At 43.2% G+C, this 16,717-nt stretch carries 22 protein-coding genes, 6 tRNA genes and 1 riboswitch; of the genes, 1 reads left to right on the top strand and 27 read right to left on the bottom strand.

Annotated features, from left to right (window positions below; genetic code table 11):
* Nucleotides 1–2: 2 nt before the first annotated feature.
* Nucleotides 3–752, bottom strand: coding sequence for a class I SAM-dependent methyltransferase (locus tag ABDB91_RS05635; RefSeq protein ID WP_347490634.1), 750 nt, complete (start codon nt 750–752; stop codon nt 3–5).
* 117 nt (nt 753–869) lie between these two features.
* Nucleotides 870–1,102, bottom strand: a riboswitch (cobalamin riboswitch).
* A 314-nt stretch (nt 1,103–1,416) separates the two neighbouring features.
* Here ABDB91_RS05635 and ABDB91_RS05630 point away from each other — a divergent pair.
* Nucleotides 1,417–1,656, top strand: coding sequence for a hypothetical protein (locus ABDB91_RS05630; RefSeq protein ID WP_347490633.1), 240 nt, complete (start codon nt 1,417–1,419; stop codon nt 1,654–1,656).
* On the opposite strand, the gene ABDB91_RS05625 is transcribed toward ABDB91_RS05630, so the two are convergent.
* The 26 genes from ABDB91_RS05625 to ABDB91_RS05500 all read right to left on the bottom strand — a co-directional run bounded on the left by ABDB91_RS05625 (nt 1,657) and on the right by ABDB91_RS05500 (nt 16,696).
* Nucleotides 1,657–1,732, bottom strand: a tRNA-Val gene (locus tag ABDB91_RS05625).
* A 55-nt stretch (nt 1,733–1,787) separates the two neighbouring features.
* Nucleotides 1,788–1,863: transfer RNA gene (locus ABDB91_RS05620), tRNA-Val, on the bottom strand.
* Between the two features lie 23 nt (nt 1,864–1,886).
* Nucleotides 1,887–1,957 (bottom strand) — tRNA-Val (locus tag ABDB91_RS05615).
* A gap of 5 nt (nt 1,958–1,962) precedes the next feature.
* Nucleotides 1,963–2,038: transfer RNA gene (locus ABDB91_RS05610), tRNA-Glu, on the bottom strand.
* 51 nt (nt 2,039–2,089) lie between these two features.
* A tRNA-Ile gene (locus ABDB91_RS05605) sits at nt 2,090–2,164 on the bottom strand.
* A gap of 8 nt (nt 2,165–2,172) precedes the next feature.
* Nucleotides 2,173–2,247 (bottom strand) — tRNA-Asn (locus ABDB91_RS05600).
* A 71-nt stretch (nt 2,248–2,318) separates the two neighbouring features.
* The gene (rpoD, locus tag ABDB91_RS05595; protein ID WP_347490632.1) at nt 2,319–3,437 is read right to left on the bottom strand and encodes an RNA polymerase sigma factor RpoD; all 1,119 of its coding nucleotides are present in this window, start codon (nt 3,435–3,437) and stop codon (nt 2,319–2,321) included.
* On the bottom strand, nt 3,379–5,238 hold the full coding sequence (gene dnaG / locus ABDB91_RS05590) for a DNA primase (RefSeq protein ID WP_347490631.1): 1,860 nt from the start codon (nt 5,236–5,238) through the stop codon (nt 3,379–3,381). The genes rpoD and dnaG overlap by 59 nt, the downstream gene beginning before the upstream one ends.
* A gap of 73 nt (nt 5,239–5,311) precedes the next feature.
* Nucleotides 5,312–6,373: a deoxyguanosinetriphosphate triphosphohydrolase gene (locus tag ABDB91_RS05585; protein WP_347490630.1), complete on the bottom strand. Its 1,062-nt coding sequence runs from the start codon at nt 6,371–6,373 to the stop codon at nt 5,312–5,314.
* 143 nt (nt 6,374–6,516) lie between these two features.
* Nucleotides 6,517–7,131: an NAD(P)H-dependent oxidoreductase gene (locus ABDB91_RS05580; RefSeq protein WP_347490629.1), complete on the bottom strand. Its 615-nt coding sequence runs from the start codon at nt 7,129–7,131 to the stop codon at nt 6,517–6,519.
* A gap of 221 nt (nt 7,132–7,352) precedes the next feature.
* Complete coding sequence (thpR, locus tag ABDB91_RS05575) at nt 7,353–7,949, bottom strand: RNA 2',3'-cyclic phosphodiesterase (protein WP_347490628.1); 597 nt, start codon at nt 7,947–7,949, stop codon at nt 7,353–7,355.
* 430 nt (nt 7,950–8,379) lie between these two features.
* The gene (locus ABDB91_RS05570; protein ID WP_347490627.1) at nt 8,380–9,708 is read right to left on the bottom strand and encodes an ArsB/NhaD family transporter; all 1,329 of its coding nucleotides are present in this window, start codon (nt 9,706–9,708) and stop codon (nt 8,380–8,382) included.
* Between the two features lie 210 nt (nt 9,709–9,918).
* Nucleotides 9,919–10,230 (bottom strand): P-II family nitrogen regulator, encoded by a 312-nt coding sequence (locus ABDB91_RS05565; RefSeq protein ID WP_347490626.1) that lies wholly within the window; start codon nt 10,228–10,230, stop codon nt 9,919–9,921.
* A gap of 186 nt (nt 10,231–10,416) precedes the next feature.
* A complete protein-coding gene (locus tag ABDB91_RS05560) occupies nt 10,417–10,728 on the bottom strand; it encodes a type II toxin-antitoxin system RelE/ParE family toxin (protein ID WP_347490625.1) in 312 nt (103 codons plus the stop codon).
* Complete coding sequence (locus ABDB91_RS05555; protein WP_347490624.1) at nt 10,725–11,003, bottom strand: type II toxin-antitoxin system Phd/YefM family antitoxin; 279 nt, start codon at nt 11,001–11,003, stop codon at nt 10,725–10,727. Before ABDB91_RS05555 ends, ABDB91_RS05560 begins: the two co-directional genes overlap by 4 nt.
* 125 nt (nt 11,004–11,128) lie before the next feature.
* Nucleotides 11,129–11,263, bottom strand: a complete 135-nt coding sequence (locus ABDB91_RS05550; RefSeq protein WP_347490623.1) for a hypothetical protein — start codon at nt 11,261–11,263, stop codon at nt 11,129–11,131.
* Nucleotides 11,264–11,347: 84 nt separating this feature from the next.
* Nucleotides 11,348–12,379, bottom strand: a complete 1,032-nt coding sequence (locus tag ABDB91_RS05545) for a substrate-binding domain-containing protein (RefSeq protein ID WP_347490622.1) — start codon at nt 12,377–12,379, stop codon at nt 11,348–11,350.
* Between the two features lie 297 nt (nt 12,380–12,676).
* The gene (locus ABDB91_RS05540; protein WP_347490621.1) at nt 12,677–13,279 is read right to left on the bottom strand and encodes a DUF2269 domain-containing protein; all 603 of its coding nucleotides are present in this window, start codon (nt 13,277–13,279) and stop codon (nt 12,677–12,679) included.
* An 84-nt stretch (nt 13,280–13,363) separates the two neighbouring features.
* On the bottom strand, nt 13,364–13,624 hold the full coding sequence (locus ABDB91_RS05535; protein ID WP_347490620.1) for a hypothetical protein: 261 nt from the start codon (nt 13,622–13,624) through the stop codon (nt 13,364–13,366).
* Complete coding sequence (locus ABDB91_RS05530; RefSeq protein WP_347490619.1) at nt 13,624–13,947, bottom strand: winged helix-turn-helix domain-containing protein; 324 nt, start codon at nt 13,945–13,947, stop codon at nt 13,624–13,626. The genes ABDB91_RS05535 and ABDB91_RS05530 overlap by 1 nt, the downstream gene beginning before the upstream one ends.
* Before the next feature lie 487 nt (nt 13,948–14,434).
* Nucleotides 14,435–14,650 carry a toxin-antitoxin system HicB family antitoxin gene (locus ABDB91_RS05525; protein ID WP_347490618.1) on the bottom strand — a complete coding sequence of 72 codons (216 nt, stop codon included), beginning with the start codon at nt 14,648–14,650 and terminating at the stop codon, nt 14,435–14,437.
* Between the two features lie 17 nt (nt 14,651–14,667).
* Entirely contained in the window at nt 14,668–14,916 is a 249-nt protein-coding gene (locus ABDB91_RS05520; protein ID WP_347490617.1) for a type II toxin-antitoxin system RelE/ParE family toxin, read from the bottom strand.
* 243 nt (nt 14,917–15,159) lie between these two features.
* Nucleotides 15,160–15,417, bottom strand: coding sequence for a class I SAM-dependent methyltransferase (locus tag ABDB91_RS05515; RefSeq protein ID WP_347490616.1), 258 nt, complete (start codon nt 15,415–15,417; stop codon nt 15,160–15,162).
* 212 nt (nt 15,418–15,629) lie between these two features.
* Nucleotides 15,630–16,067, bottom strand: coding sequence for a GNAT family N-acetyltransferase (locus ABDB91_RS05510; RefSeq protein ID WP_347490615.1), 438 nt, complete (start codon nt 16,065–16,067; stop codon nt 15,630–15,632).
* 73 nt (nt 16,068–16,140) lie between these two features.
* The gene (locus tag ABDB91_RS05505; protein ID WP_347490614.1) at nt 16,141–16,419 is read right to left on the bottom strand and encodes a type II toxin-antitoxin system YafQ family toxin; all 279 of its coding nucleotides are present in this window, start codon (nt 16,417–16,419) and stop codon (nt 16,141–16,143) included.
* Nucleotides 16,406–16,696, bottom strand: a complete 291-nt coding sequence (locus ABDB91_RS05500) for a type II toxin-antitoxin system RelB/DinJ family antitoxin (RefSeq protein ID WP_347490613.1) — start codon at nt 16,694–16,696, stop codon at nt 16,406–16,408. The genes ABDB91_RS05505 and ABDB91_RS05500 overlap by 14 nt, the downstream gene beginning before the upstream one ends.
* Nucleotides 16,697–16,717 lie beyond the last annotated feature (21 nt).

The raw sequence follows: 16,717 nt of genomic DNA, 5'->3' as shown, positions 1-16,717 counted from the left end.
TTCTACTTTTCACCCCCGACAAGGAACGACGGCCTCAAAGAATGAAGTTCTATCTCCATTTCATTGCAGGTGCGCTTATCAATCGAACAGTTGGCAAATACCTTTGAAAAACCCATGGAAAGCATTTTCTCCAGATCCCACAGAGGGCGAACCTTATCGCTCATAAACAGTTTTTTGCTAAGTTCCTCGCCCTCCGCCTGATTCCTATGCTCATGGAATTTGCGCCCATATTTTTCTTTGATTTCTTTTTCTTTTTCAAAATACGCTTTTTTCTTTTTCTCATCAAACAGGTGCAGATACCAGCAGGCGTCGAATACCAGCAAACGGCCCCCAGTACGAAGCACTCGCAACCATTCCTCATAAGCACGCGAGGGGTTGTCGAGCGTCCAAGTAAGATTGCGGCAAATTACAAGATCGAAAGAGTTGTCTTCGAAAGCAAGATTATGGCAGTCCATCGAAAGCAAGGTAGCTTCGCATCCTTCAGCCTCCAGGTTCTTTTTCGCGAAACGTATCATGTTTTCCGTCAGATCGATACCCGTAACCCTGTGATTTCCCTCAGAAAGTATGATCGGGAAAAAGCCCGGGCCTGTACCTATATCAAGAATATCTAGCTCACTCTTTTTAGGGGCGTATTCAAGGATAAGCTCTTTCCAAGCTTTCCTGTGGAAATCCCTGAGTTCCCTTTCGATTCCCTGACTGTAGCCCTCCGCTTCGCCTTCCCAGTAGGTTTTTATCCGCTCATTAAACTGCATATTTTTCTCTCCCCGTCGTGATATTAGATGTTAAGAATCGAAAATAAAAACACGGCTGCATCAACCTTACGATTGATGCAGCCGTGTTCCCGCACGTTAATAGGCCCTGCCACCCTGAGGACAGAGCGCATTTCAAACAGGTCTTCTGACTTACGCCTATGGAGTTTCCTCCTGCGAACACACTCTGCCTTCCCAGTTTCCCAGTGACCGACTTTAGTCGATGAGCGCGGTCTCAGCGCTTACAGCGGCGGTACCGTTCGGGATTTTCACCCGATTCTCTATTCTTCCCCAAAGGCAATCGGACATCATCCGTTTGCGCCAGAGGGGACACTTGAAATAATATTCTATTTTATCAATAATTTAAAAGTATAAGTATAGTACTACAGATAAATACGAATGTCAACAAGTTTCATCTATGTAAAAATGCGCCGTACCGGGTTTTGCGGAGGCGCAGATTGACGTTTGCCTTGCCGAAAAGCCAACCAGCATGGAGGCATCTTTGCGGGCTATGACGGAGGCCGGATATGAGATCAAGGAATTTACCTTTTGTCAAAAAAGGAAGTATCTTTGTCTTCCCATAGTCCGACAAGAGTTCGCAGAGCTTCCTTTTCGTCTTTTTATCCGACGCTTCTAATTAAAGTCGTTATCCCATTCTAATAGGATTATGTCAAATCTCAACAGACCTGAAGCCATATGCCCCCTGACAGGAGCAAGTGACTACGATGGCCGCAGCAGTTGCCATCGGCAAGATTGGAACAGTATGACCGATGCGGAAAAGAAGCTAGCCCTGCGGCAGGTAATTAAGCGAATTGATGTGTATTCAGATAAAGTAGTGGCCGATTTATTTGGTATAAAAAAAGAAATAACACCGAAGCTTGACTCCGGTGCTACCTTTGTGTTCTAATGGTGGGAACAACAGGACTTGAACCTGTGACATCTTGCTTGTAAGGCAAGCGCTCTCCCAACTGAGCTATGCTCCCGATTTATTATAAACGCGACAACACCGCATTCGCGATGCTACCGCTGATTTTCTCTTGGTGGGAACAACAGGACTTGAACCTGTGACATCCTGCTTGTAAGGCAGGCGCTCTCCCAACTGAGCTATGCTCCCTTATGGCGAAGCTCCCAGGATTATGCGTTTACGGTGGCCTGAACCACCGACATCCTGCTTGTAAGGCAGGCGCTCTCCCAACTGAGCTAATCGCCCTTGTGGTGACCCCACCGGGATTCGAACCCGGGTTACCGCCGTGAAAGGGCGGTGTCTTAGGCCTCTTGACCATGGGGCCTCGGATTGGAAGTTGGTTTCTTTTAACTCCCAACTTATAATTTTCAGTAAGTGGTGGGCCCACTAGGATTCGAACCTAGAACCAGCCGGTTATGAGCCGGATGCTCTACCGTTGAGCTATGGGCCCAGAGGGATTGGCTCCCCGAGCTGGATTCGAACCAGCAACCCTCCGGTTAACAGCCGGATGCTCTACCGTTGAGCTATCGAGGAACGCTACAGCAGTTATTATACAATAAACATACCCCTCGGTCAATAGAAGAATTTATTAAGCAAATTTTAACTTAGTCCAAGTAATCCTTAAGCTTTTTACTGCGGCTGGGATGGCGCAATTTTCTAAGCGTCTTAGCTTCAATTTGTCTAATTCGCTCCCGGGTAACACCAAATTTCTGGCCCACTTCTTCAAGCGTCCGCGCCCGACCATCATCCAGTCCAAAACGCAGGCGCAGCACCTTTTGTTCCCGGTCAGTCAGCGTTGTCAACACATCATCCAGTTGCTCCCGCAGCAACGTAAAAGAAGCCTCCTCGGCCGGAGCCCGAGCGTCGTGATCCTCAATAAAATCGCCCAGGTGAGAATCCTCCTCCTCACCAATGGGAGTTTCCAATGACACAGGTTCTTGGGCAATCTTTAATATTTCCCGCACCTTTTCCTCGGAAATGCCCATTTCTTTAGCAATTTCCTCAGGCAGCGGCTCGCGACCCAGCTCCTGCAGTAACTGCCTGCTCACCCTGATTAATTTGTTGATGGTTTCCACCATATGCACCGGAATACGAATGGTCCGGGCTTGATCGGCTATTGCCCTTGTAATGGCCTGCCTGATCCACCAAGTGGCATACGTACTGAATTTATAACCCTTGCGGTAATCAAACTTTTCCACAGCTTTAATCAGGCCTAGATTTCCTTCCTGAATTAGATCTAAAAACAACATGCCCCGACCCACGTAACGCTTGGCAATACTGACCACCAAGCGCAAGTTGGCTTCAGCCAGCAGGCGTTTGGCCTCCTCATCGCCATCTTCCATCCGCTTGGCCAGTTCCACTTCCCTTTCCGGTGTCAGCAGAGGCACCCGACCGATTTCTTTCAAGTACATGCGCACGGGGTCATCTATACCAACGCCCTCGGGGACGGTTAAATCCACTTCAACATCATCACCGGATTCACTATCCTCTTCTTCAATAGGAGAAGCATTAATGGTTTCTATATCCTGAGCGTCAGGCACCACTTCGATACCCATAGCAGATAATTTCTCATATACATCATCAATTTGCTCGGGGGTAAGCTCTATGCCCTGTAAACTGTCCATGACCTCGTGATAAGTCAAGACTCCTCTTTTTCTGCCCTTTTCAATTAATTCCTTGATGTCTTTGATGAGTTGTTTGCTTCTGGAGTCTTCCCTGCTCATGGCAACATTCCCCTCCCTTCAGGGTTTGATCAGTAAAACCTATTTCGCGCAAAATGCGTATTATTTCATCCTGGTCTCCGGCTTTCTCCGCACCGGCCAGCGCATCCTGCAATTGCCCACGGTGCTCAAGCAGCTGCCGCCTTCTTATAGCGGCTATATAACCATGTAATAATAGCTCGGGATTTTCACCGGGAACCGGCTCCATTAACATAGCACCCAATTTTTCTTGATACTCCTCTTCCAGGTAATCAAACACCGCTGATAATGTATACGATAAAGACCGTTTATATATATTTAATATTTTTGCATAAACCTCATAACAAAAAACATCCTGAAAAAAATTGCCCGGTAATTCACTGGCCACGGTATCTATTATTTTAGGATCTTCCAGGATTAATCGTATCAAACCATATTCGGCTCTTTTGCCAAAATCAATGCCTAATTTTTTACTATTTATATTATGCTTAATTTTAGTAATTTTATCCGGTTTTGTAGTTTTTTTTCGATTGCTATTGGAAAATCTTTGCAACTCCTCCGCCACAGCATGGTAGCTGGTGAACAACCTGGCGGCTATCAAACGTATAGCTTCATTTTTTTCCAGCTCACCCGGCATAGCTGCCAGAGCCGGCAATACTTCTTCCAGTATAGCGTCTTTGGCCATAGGCCCGTCTGTATATTTAGCCAAAGCTCTTTGCAGCTTAAACTCAACCAGCGGTGTGGCATTTTCCACCTGCCGTTTCCATTGGTCAAGTCCCCGGAGCCGCAAAAATTCATCCGGATCCTTGCCTTCGGGCAATGAAAGCACCCTCACCCGGCAGCCCAACTCCTGCAATATATCAAGTCCCCGCACTGCCGCGGCTACTCCCGCAGCATCAGCATCGTAGGCAATAATCACTTCCCTGGTATAGTTCATTAACAAGCGTCCGTGTTCCTTGGTCAAACTGGTGCCCAACGAGGCTACCGTATTGGTTATACCGTATTGGTGAGCAGCTATGGTATCCATGTAACCCTCGGTTATAACAACGTATCCCGTTTCGCGAATGGCTTGCCTGGCCCGGTCAAGGCCATACAGTATTTTACTTTTACTGAAATAATCCGTTTCCGCAGTATTTAAATACTTGGGCAACCCATCGCCAAGCACCCGCCCGCCAAAACCAACCACCCGCCCTCGGGCATCAGATATAGGAAACATCAAACGGGACCGGAACCGATCATAAGCATTACGTTCACCGCTGACCGCCAATCCCACCTTTAATAGATCGGACAGGCTTACACCTTTACCCCCCATATACTTAATCAGCGCGTCCCATGATGCAGGCGCATAACCAAGCCCAAAATTTTTGATAATATCCGCAGTAAGACCCCTGGCGGCTATATATTCCCTTGCAGCAACAGCCTCGGAGTACTGCAGCAGCACAGATTGATAGAAATCCCTGGCTACTGCGTTTATTTTCCATGCTTTTTCCTCCCGGCGCAAACGCTCCCGCACTTGGGGAGTATAACCATCGGGAACCGCCACCCCTACCCTTTCCCCCAGCATTTTAACAGCTTCAGGAAACGATAGATTATGCTGCATCATAATAAACTTAAAAACATTACCGCCGGCATTACAACCAAAACAATAAAAAATTTGTTTGTCGGGTGTAACGGTAAATGACGGGTCGGATTCCTGGTGAAACGGACAATGGCCCACATAGTTGCGGCCTTTTTTCTGCAGCGTTACATAATCGGAAATAACCTGTACGATATCTGCACGCAACCGAATATTTTCTATTATTTCCTCATGAATAAACCCGCCCAAGGATATCACCTTCCACCCGAACCATATGCGAAAACATACTGGTCGTTTAACATTTATTCGCTGTCACTATAAATTATCCTTCCGGGTTCGACATTTTTTTGTTCACGACAGCCCCGGAAGCGGTAAAGCTATTTTCGGAAATAGCAAAAGACCGGGGTATAAACAAATGTTTAAACTGGGCGATAGCATAGCGGTCGGTCATACCCGCGATGTAATCGCATACGGCCCGCTCCACACCCACGGTCCGGGATCTGGCGCGGTGTTCCTCAGGCAGATCCCGCGGATGCTTAACCCAGTGGGCAAAAAGATATTGCAACACATGCCGGGCCTTACCCTCTTCCCCTTTGGCCTCGGAATCAATGTAAACATGATCAAAAAGAAATTGTCTCAACTCGTCTGTAGCCTGCCACACTTCACTGCTCATACCAATCAGCGGCTTATCCCGGCTGGTGATAATTAAATCCGTCACCATTGTGTTAATACGAGTGCGGTGCTTCCAACCAAGTATATCCAGGCAAAAAGCCGGCAGATCCTGTACTTGCAAAACTCCTCCCCGAATGGCGTCATCAATATCGTGGTTTATATAAGCCACCCGGTCAGCTATTTTAACCACCTGGCCCTCCAAAGTTGACGGGCGTACCAGCCCGGTGTGGTTTAAAATACCGTCACATACTTCCCAGGTCAGGTTTAGCCCCGTGCCTCCCTCCAGTTCTTCCACCACCCGCAGACTCTGCCGGTTATGTTTAAATCCACCCGGCATAATGTCATTAAGGGCGCTTTCTCCGGCATGACCGAATGGAGTATGTCCCAGATCATGCCCCAATGCTATAGCTTCAGTCAAGTCTTCATTCAGGCACAGTGCCCTGGCTACCGTACGAGCTATCTGGGCCACCTCCAGGGTATGGGTAAGCCTGGTGCGATAGTGGTCACCTTCGGGGATGATAAAAACCTGGGTTTTGTGCTTTAAGCGGCGAAAGGCTTTGGAATGGATAATTCTATCGCGATCGCGCTGGAATGCCGTTCTGACCCGGCACGGTTCTTCGGGACGCCTGCGGCCAACCGAACGATTACTGCGCGCAGCAAACTCAGATAAATAATTCTCTTCCATTGCCTCGGTGTGCTGGCGAATATCCACCGTTTACCACCCCTTGAACAATTTATTTTACCCGGATAACTGCATAACGCACCAATCAATTGGCCATCCGCCCCAGCTTAATAAAATAAATAATATACCCCCGACAGCCTGTCGAACGACCAGCGGGGGTAGACCGAAATACTTTATTTCCCCTGGGTCCGGTGGGCGCGTAGACCGACAGTAGCCCGCGCAACTTCCAACACCCGCCGCGCCAAAATCCGGGTGCGCTTCAACCCATCCTGGTCATCCTTGGCCAGACGCTGGGTGCAAGCACCCAAGTGCCCGGAATCATCATCAATAAACCCATCCCCCACTACGGTCATACCCTGACATAACATCATATCCTGCATAGCCCGTAAGGCGGTTTCCTGGCCGCCAAAACGGCCCGCGCCCACCGCCAATGCACCACCCACCACGTTAAGCAATGCCTTATCCTTGCGCAAATTACGGGTTTTATCCCAAAAAGCTTTAAGCTGTGCCGATACAGTGCAGAAATACACCGGACTGCCCATAATAATGCCGTCGCAACGGCGTAACATTTCATAAGCAGCTTCCAGCGCTGTACCGCGAAAACATATGCCTTCACATGGATTGGAACAAGCCAGACAATAGGGCACTTTAGCTTTCGCCAGCAAGTCGGAGGCTTGCATAAAATGTCCTTCACCGCCCATAGCCGTTATTTCTTCCAGTGCGGTCCGAAGCATCAAAGATGTATTGCCCTCAGAGTTGGGACTGCCGTTTATCGCTATAATAAGCATAGAATCCCTTCTTTCCATAAGATGTACCAATCAAAGCAACTTATTTTTATTTGAATTCCATCTGCTATGCTATACTTAAAAGGAGATGCTTCTATAAATTTATAAAACTTATGCAAATAGCTAAGATTTATGCCCTAAATGACTACCACTGCAAGATAGTCACTAAAAACAGTTATATCACTGTTATTAATTATGCTATTGTGGTAAGATAGCCAGCTTGTTTAAGTGTTTAATTGCACCGAAGCCAACACTTGATATACCGGTCCTTTGCGGGTAAGCTCGCTTTTCATTAAATCAATACCGGACACCGTTATGTCGCCGATGATTCCCAAATCGCCGCACAGCTTATCTGCTTTGCTCACCAGGACTTGCCCGTCCCGGGGTGTACGCAGCCGTCCCAAAGTTAAGTGCGGCGCAAAGCTTTGACTGTCCGAAGCCCAACCTAAAACAGCCATACATTCTTCCACTCGCTTGTGCAACAAGCGAAATTTGTGCAACTCGTCTTGCACTCCCACCCAGATAATCCGAGGACGCCGCGACCCGGGAAAAAAGCCAAGCCCGCTCAAGGTAAGCGTAAAAACACCTGTTCCGGCAGCGGCTTCATTTACATTGCGGACAATTTCACTGATCCGACTATCAGCAACATCACCTAAAAATTTCACAGTTAAGTGTAAGTTATGCTGTTCAACCCATTTAACATTTGCCTGTGCGGTTCGTAAATATGATTGTAAATTAACTAGCTTTCTTTTGACATCCACTGGTAAATTGACAGCCCAAAAAAGACGTGACTGCAGCACCCGCATCACCTGCCTGTCCAATACCACCGCAGTTGTATTCTATCCAAGCGCCTTTACAATTGTTAAAATACGGTCACAGCAAGACCGTAATAGAATAAACAGATAACATTTTTCTTTTCATCTGGGATTAATTGTACTTCTATATTTTTTCCCGATTTCCTTTTAGTTAACAAATATTTAATATTGTAAATATCCGGCCCAAGAACGAAATCGATCTACGGGTGACTAAAAAAGTAGTGTATCTTGCAAAATCGTATTCTCGAATCGCTACATCTTAACATATTTTCCACTGTTTCTTCGACGTTTGAGGGTCTTCGGCTTTGGTAATAATATACCCGGCGAGCAAGTCAATTCCGACTATCAAGCTTGAGGGTGCCATGACAAACATATCGCAGTCACGACCGATATGAGGGTATTTTTCAGATATAGGGGAGATATCCGGCGTCTAGTTTTAAGCAAAGCCTATTTTAATAAACACAATGTACACATATACGGTTGCCAATATCAAGGAAAGCAGGGTCACCGGGATGCTTGCTTTGAGGAAATTTATAAATGAAATAGATTCTTCTTCCCGGGCCGCGATCGAAGCGACAATTAGATTCGCGGATGAGGCAATCAAAGTACCGTTGCCGCCCAGGCAAGCTCCCAGGGCCAGAGACCACCAGAGTGTGGAGGCTTGTACCTGAGGTAGCGTTAATTGTATAATCATATCTTGAATCATAGGAATCAGAGTAACCACCAAGGGGATGTTGTCAACAAAAGCGGAAGCCAGACCGGCTCCCCACATGATGACCAGGGAAGTAAGGGCCATATTGCCGCCGGTAACTTCTATCATCCAGGACGCGGCCTTGCTAATAAGACCTACCTCAACCAGCCCTCCCACCAGGATAAACAAGCCGGCAAAGAAAAATATGGTTATCCATTCCACCGAGTGAAAGACCTCATCCAAATCGCTTTCTTTGACTCCGATGAGCATCAACAGAGTAGCACCCGATAAAGCAACTACCGCCGGTTCCAGATGCAGAAACTGGTGCAAGACAAAGCCCAATAAGGTAAGGGCAAAAACAAAAATAGATTTTTTAGCCAGAGCCGAATTTCGGATGTAATCTTTTGCATCAATATCCATCAGCTGTTGCCTGTATTTTTCCTGTACCTGAAGCTGTTTGCCAAAGAAGAATTTTAGATAAGCGATCGTGATGAGCAAAATAACGATGATGATTGGTGTAATATGAACGAGAAAATCATTAAAGGAGATATCTGCTGCCACACCAATCATGATATTTGGCGGATCCCCCACTAAAGTAGCGGCGCCGCCAATATTGCAGGCAAATATCTCCGTGACGAGGAAAGGGAAGGGGCGAATATGCAAAGCCCGGGTAATGGCAATCGTAAAGGGAGTAATCAGCAAAACCGTAGTTACAATATCGACAAAAGCCGAGACAACAGCTGTCAGCAAGGCAAGCCGTACCAATATTTTCACCGGGTCCCCATTCGCGCTTTGCGCTGTCTTTACCGCAATATATTGAAAAATTCCGCTCTTATTTGTAATTCCAACCAAAATCATCATGCCAAGGAGCAAGAAAATGGTTGCCCAGTGGATATACTCAGTGTAAGCTTCATGCAGGTCTACAATACCCAATATGATCATTAGGAGCGCGCCACACATGGCAATAATAGAACGATTAATTTTTTCAGAAATGATCAGGGCATAACTTGTAAGAAAAATCACTACTGCTACTATAGTTTGCCAACCGGCTAAGTTCTGTGTTAAATGTATCAATAGTCGTGTCCTCCTTCATGTTTTACTTTTTCCTGAAATTCCCCCTTATTGAACTTCTTATAATTGAAGCCGCTGATATATAGAATACAATTGGGCAAAAATCAAAAGAAAATCCCCTGATTAGTATTTCGTAGATCTCAGTCTTTAGAAGCCAACTCTCCCGGCATTTTCTTCACATGCTACATATTCCCAGCTACCTACTCGATATCTTTAGTAGCTTTTGTTAATGCCCACAACTTGATCAAGGGGAAGTATAAAGGCAATTCCCCTATTGGGTTCATTCAGATCCATTTTTTCTACAATGGCATCCAGCACCGTTCGAGCTTTATCTTTCTCAATTAAAGTTAGAACGATGTCTTTTTCCGGCTCGATACTAATCCCCAACAATAACCGAACAGCGGTTCCTCGTCCGAAAAGAATGGTCCCGCCTTCGGCACCGGCGTGATGGGTGATGTTTGCCACCTTTTCCCCTTTGCCTTTATTTACAATGGTAACAATTAATTTGTATCCTTCCAGTCCCATTGCCAAACCTCCCTTAATTTATCAATCATAATATTTGAGGATATCCTTCATTGTAATAATCAAAAAAGCAATTGGCAAGGGTAAAAAAGATTATATTTCATAGGGTTTGTCCGCCTGCACAACGTTAATGATTTTTAATATTTCCTTGATTAATTGATCCTTAGCTCTTTTAGGTATCATTTTCCTCTAAATTAAGTTTCTGTATTCCCGTCTCCCATCTACCACAGCGTGAATCGTTACAGTCTTTTTTCCATCATCTGTTTTATAAAAGACAAGATGTTTTTCCATAATGAGTATTAGATATCCCTGTTTTCTTAAAATTGAATACCTTGGTGGATTTCCCGACCTCGGGAAATCCTTTAATCTATTTATTGCGGTTTCTATCATATCCAGATAATTTATCGCCATATCTACACTTCCCGAATCATCAGCAATATAAAAGATGATTTCACCAAGTTGCTCCTCTGCTTTATCCGTCCTCGTGATTTTGTATTTCATCCATTCTTCCTGTCCATTAAAGATTTCCGAATGTCGTCAAACGTATTCCGCATAGGTGCAACTCTTCCATTTTTCAAATCATCTTCAGCTTCTGCCAGTGTGCGTAACAGCTCAAGTTCAGATTCCATCTGATAATATTTCTGCAATCCCAATACCACTGTATCTCCACGTCCATTTACAGTAATAATAATTGGTCTCTGTGTCTCCCTGCATTGCTTTGAAATTTCGCTATAATGATTTCTTAAATCAGAAGATGGTCTGATATCAGATTCCATATATACACCTTCTTTCTTATACCTTTTATAGTCATAGCATATCATAATATGACTAAAGCATTCAACAATTCATTTGATTGCGTTTGGTAAACTTAATAGGTATATAGCTCTTTTCTAGCCGGAATTCATGCCGCCATATCAAAACCTTCTTCGGTAGGGCGCTCAAAATGAACCTCCACACATTGGACTCCATTATCTTCACTGATATGGGAATGCACTATCTCTGTTTCATCAGCAAAAGTTATATATGGATACATCATATATAATCACTCCCTTAATAGCCCTTGGACTAGCTAGTTTAAGCAATGTAAGAAACAGCTACAAATAAAATTTTTGTATTATCTCTATTGCTTAGGAATAAGCTTCAGTCCCTTTATAATAGCCTTACCATCATCGGACTTCAGCCAATTAATGATCCTTCTGGCACTATGTTCTTTAGGTAAATCGCTTCGTATCACTACATAATAAGCATCACTAAGAGAATAGGTCCCCTCAGCTATGCTTTCTTCAGAGGGAACAACACCTTCAAAGGCAAGCAACTTTAACCGCTCATCTATCCCGGTGATTTCCCCCATGCCTTTTAGGTAGGTGTATAAGGTATAGCCCAGAGCATAACTTTTTGTTGGTTTGCCCGCCAATCCCCCGTTATGAAAAAAAGCTACTTGTTCTAACATACCCTCCATGGTTAGCTCCACATGGTTTTTCTGAATGGAAGAATGCATGTTTTTACCGTTTAGAATAAGGTTATCCATCTGTGACTGGCTGCCACTATCCGAATTCCGGCAAATTGGAACAAGCTTAAGGTCAGGGCCGCCCAGTGTAGACCAATTCGTAATTCCGTAATTTAAATATATTTCACGCACCTGCTCCATAGTTATATTTTCGGCCTTGTTTTCTTTAGGTGTAATAAATACTAGTGCCTCCGCGGCTACCGGGTAAAATTCAAGTTTTATACCTTTATCCTCTGCAAGGGCCAGAACATCGGAAGAAGCGTAAGGTACAACTATCATATCCACTTCACCGTTTATCAGCAATTTATATGACGGTACTGTTTTTGATGCTGTCTTAGGGAAATTGTCATTCTCATCACTTTGGTACATAGTATTATTGATTGCTTTTATAATTGCAAGTGTTGATGTGGAGCCATCAATTCTCGGGTAGTTTTGATGAGTAATTCCTAATTTGTCGGCAGTGGTACTCATAAGGTTATTAGGGGCTTGAGTGCCTGGATTTGACCCATTATTTACAATTGTTTCAGATGTAGAACCCTTTGATTCTTTTGATTCTAAAGTGCTCGGGCTTTTTGTACAAGAAACAGATGATAAAAGCATAACGAATAATAACACAACCATTACGGATTTTTTCATTATTCTCATTTTGCCCTCCTATGATGGGATCAGGCCTGACCCCATTGGCTACTATTGTGTATATGAGAATCTCAGAAACCATGTTCCAAAATCAATTTTTACTATCTCGGGACCCCTTTCGACAGTTAAATTGACATTTTTTATGACCCTATAACGCAAGCCATAATATTCTGCTGAACCACCATCTTCATACGTTGTTATTGGGATTGCAAAAATAGGTAATTTATTGCCATTGCTAAAGAAAAATAAGCGATAAAGAATGCAACCAAACAATTAATATGATACATATAATAACTCTTCTTTTTTTCATTCTATTGCTTCTTTTTTTCTTTTCCCCCATGGTCTAAGATAAGAAATCACTACTAAGAAGAGTAGTAAAGCAATACATATTGCAATGCCAACGAATAGCAACTGACGATTTTGAAAATAAGCCGGATTTTGTAAAGGATACATACCACTGGTAATCATACTAGTAGAGAGTGAATCGTCTATCCAAATCCGCACATAGGTCGCGCCGAAAATAATCGCCACTATATTACCGATCCATTTTGCTAAAACCCAATAATACTTCGTTAGCCCTCCCCAATGCGTCCTGATAGCAAGCCAAATTCCGGTAATGAGCGAACCGAAAGCACCAGGAATGACTAAGAAATGATCAAAACGTTTTATGAATACATGTGAAGCATATATCAGATTATTGTCGGTCGTAAATTCTGTCAAAACGGCAAGTAAAAGCATTCCCCAAATACCGCTTAAATAAATAATGACAAAAGTCATATGAGTAATGAGCCACCAATTCTTTTGCCTTATTTTTAATTTATCTTTTCTAAATTTACCGATAAGCAGTGTAACACCGGTTATCACTAAAAGAACAGCGAATATAGTTAATCCTCCAATAAAGAGATCCATTTTGTTCCCCCTTCACCTTTATAATTTTTGAGCCGGACTATCTATTAACGCTAGATTATTAACGATTTTTCTGCGGTTATAGCTTCAGTCAACCTCCCTAAGCATTTTTTCTATAGAAGCTACGCGAACGCGTAAATCGGATAGCTCTTCCGATATTTTCGTTTGTACCAAGATAGCTTCTTCTGCAAGCTTGCGATAGGCCTCATCCCTTGCGATTTCTGCCTTACTCGATATCCTCTTTTGCCAAGTTCTGAAACCCTGCCATACTAATACCACAGCCAGTGGTACAAGCAGTACAAGCACAAAGACCATTCCGCCAATTTGTGAAATAACTTCTTCGTTCATTAATTATCCCCCTTTTCGTTGATAGCATCGTCTGGGGTGGTGCTACCAGTTCTTTTAATAGTGAGCGTTTTTACGGCTTCCGCTATGCTCTCTGGATTTAAGTGGAATGCAAAAGGTGTCACTTCATAATAATTCATAGCTTTTCCGTCATTTGCCAATTCCAATTTACTAGTTACTAATCCAGCGGTCTCTAATCGTTTTAGATGCATGTATAACAGCGGTCTGCTAATCTTGGCCTCACGGGCAAGCTGACTGACATGGATACGCCTGCCTTTCAATAAAGCAATGATTTGTATTCTGTGGGGATTTGCCAGTGCCTCCAATATTTTGATTAAATCGTCACCTGAAGGTGACGCTGGTTTTAAATTATTGTTATCATTTATTTCCTATCCCTCCTTTAAACTTCGGCATCGCATGCTTCTTCGGGATTTTAGTAACCCAGCACTCATAAAGCATTAGACCTGCCAGACAGGTATTAAATATTGATACCTGTCACCTGTAATATATATATTACAGGTGACAGGTTAAGTCAAGACAAAATTATTCTTAAATTGTCTCCTATTAGTTTAATTGCTGCACAGTTTTACGTGGAGGGAACAATTGCAGCAAGCAAAAAGGGTATTGTCTCTTAAAATTTCTAAAAGACAATACCCTTACTTTATTTTATGCTAAATCTCTCAAATCCTTGGTATATAAGGACCTTGGAGCCTCGGGCATAATACTTACTTCGATCGGTCCTTATTGTTAACAGCCGCCTGGGCTGCGGCTATCAAAATAGACCATCGCGTTTTTTCATATTATGGAACACTTTTACTTTGCCAGCTTGTAAAGTATAAACTGATTCAGAGAAATACCCTCTTTTTTCGCATCCTCAACAAGTTCTTTATGAAGGGATTTCGGAAGACGAAGAGATATTTTTCCATTGTATTCCGTCCGTCCCGCTATCCTTAAAAGCTCTAAATCTTCGGCGTCCGGTTCGACTTCGGGAATGGCTTTCAATTTTTTTTCAAATTCATTCCTTGTCATACTCACGACCTCCTTACTTATATATGCTTGTAAAACTCTCCACGTGGATGTATGGCTTCAACAAGTATGATATTATTATTAATATCAACTGAAAATCCTATGCGGTAATGCTCAATTTTAAGCCTGTATAAATCAGTGCCTTTGATTTTTTGAATATTCCCTTCCAACTCTTTAAGCCCTTCAATTGCTTTTTCCAGTTTCGCTCTTGTGTTTGCATCAGCCTTTTTAAGATACTTTTTCGGCTGTTTACTATATTCAATCTGCATGAAATATCTCCTCTGCCTTTACATATAATATCATATTTGATATTATATATTCTGTCAATTATTTTTCCGTTTCTCCTTTTCTATTTCTTTTTTTAGCTTGTCTAGCTTGTTTGATTGCTCACTTTGCATTAACAGCCGCCTGTGTGGCAGCTATCAAAAAAGACCAATCTCATTTTTTCATATTATGGAACACTTGAATATTACGTGGTGGCGGAGCCACCAAATCTTCTGAAATAGAGCCACCTAATCCGTAACATAGAGCCATTGAGTTGATAACATCTTCTCTGAACCATCACAGCCAACAACACGACCTCCAATCACTCTAAAATAGTCAGTATAATATCCATATCCGCATCCAAGATCTAATACTTTTTCATTTTTAAGTTTACTAAAACGACGACGTACCACATTTTTATTTACTTGGGCAAACTCAGAATCTTCCTGTGAAGAAAAATATAGTTGTGCGGCGTTGTTCCATTGATTAATAATCTCGCTGCTCACAATATACGCTCCCTCCCACGTATAAAAATATAGCGGGCATGCAGTTATTCTTAGGCTGCATGCCCGCTTGATGATTTACAACGGCTTATATTTTAGCCTTTGATCGCCGCCTGGGCCCCCGCTATCAAATACCAACAATCTCATTTTTTCACATTACAGAACACTTTATCAAATTGGCTTTTAACAAGCAGGATTTTACACATTTTGCGGAATTACAGCCACTGAACAAATGCAGTTTTATCCTCTGAATTATATCCTGCTCTTCTATAGAAGTTCAAGGTACTTTCCTTTTTGCTCCCGGTCATTAACATAATTTTGTAACAACCATGTTGTTTTGCAATTTGTCCCGCATACTCAAGACAATCTGAGGCTAACCCTTGGCCTCTATGAAGCTCATTTGTAATAACATTTTCTATAAGAGCGTATGGTTTTTGACCGTGAGTAAGATTCGGTACAATGATAAGTACACAGGACGAAACTATTTTACTATCATCCACAGCAACAATAATGTGATGGTTTTTGTCATGTACAATCTCAGACCAAAGTTCTTGTAAATCTTTACCCATTTCTGGCAAAGAATTATTATGCAACCGAGTATACAATTCCAGCAGACCACATAAATCCTTTTCATTTATTTGTCTTATTCTCATAATGACACCTCACAAAATACAAGCCTCCTTGGCCGACAATTACAATTCATAGAACACTCATGCAGATTTAATCTTATTTCTTAAACAAATCCGCATGAGTGCCTGTCCGCGTAAGAGTCAGAGTCAAAACGTCATTTTCGGCAATATAAATCAGCAACCAGTCCGGTTGTATATGGCACTCTCGAAACCCTTCAAAGCTGCCTTTCAAAGCGTGGTCACTATATTTTTCTGCCAATGGACGACCATTTGCTATTTCGCCGACTACATACTCAAACAGTTTGGAATCGCAGCCTCTCTTCAGCATTTGCCGATATTCCTTTTTGAAACGAGAGGTTCTGTTAATCTTCATCATCGCTGTTCAAGTCCTCCATCAGCTCTGCTACACTATTATAGCTTTTTGCAGGTACTTTTCCAGCTATGATATCACGGGCTTCCTGAATAGCCGCAAGCGTTTCGGCGTTGTACTGAGGGTTTTTGACCTCAAAGGGCAACCCTCCGGCGAGAATAACCTGATGAAGAAATATATTTATAGCTTCGGTAGTTGAAAGGCCTAATGTTTTAAGCGTAGCCTCAACACCAGCCTTAACGGCAGATTCAACTCGAATATGCAATGTTTCTGATTTAGCCACAATACTCACCTCCTCAATTAT

Source organism: Desulfoscipio sp. XC116 (genome assembly GCF_039851975.1).
Lineage (GTDB): Bacteria > Bacillota > Desulfotomaculia > Desulfotomaculales > Desulfallaceae > Sporotomaculum.
This window is presented reverse-complemented; position numbering and strand designations above follow the sequence as displayed.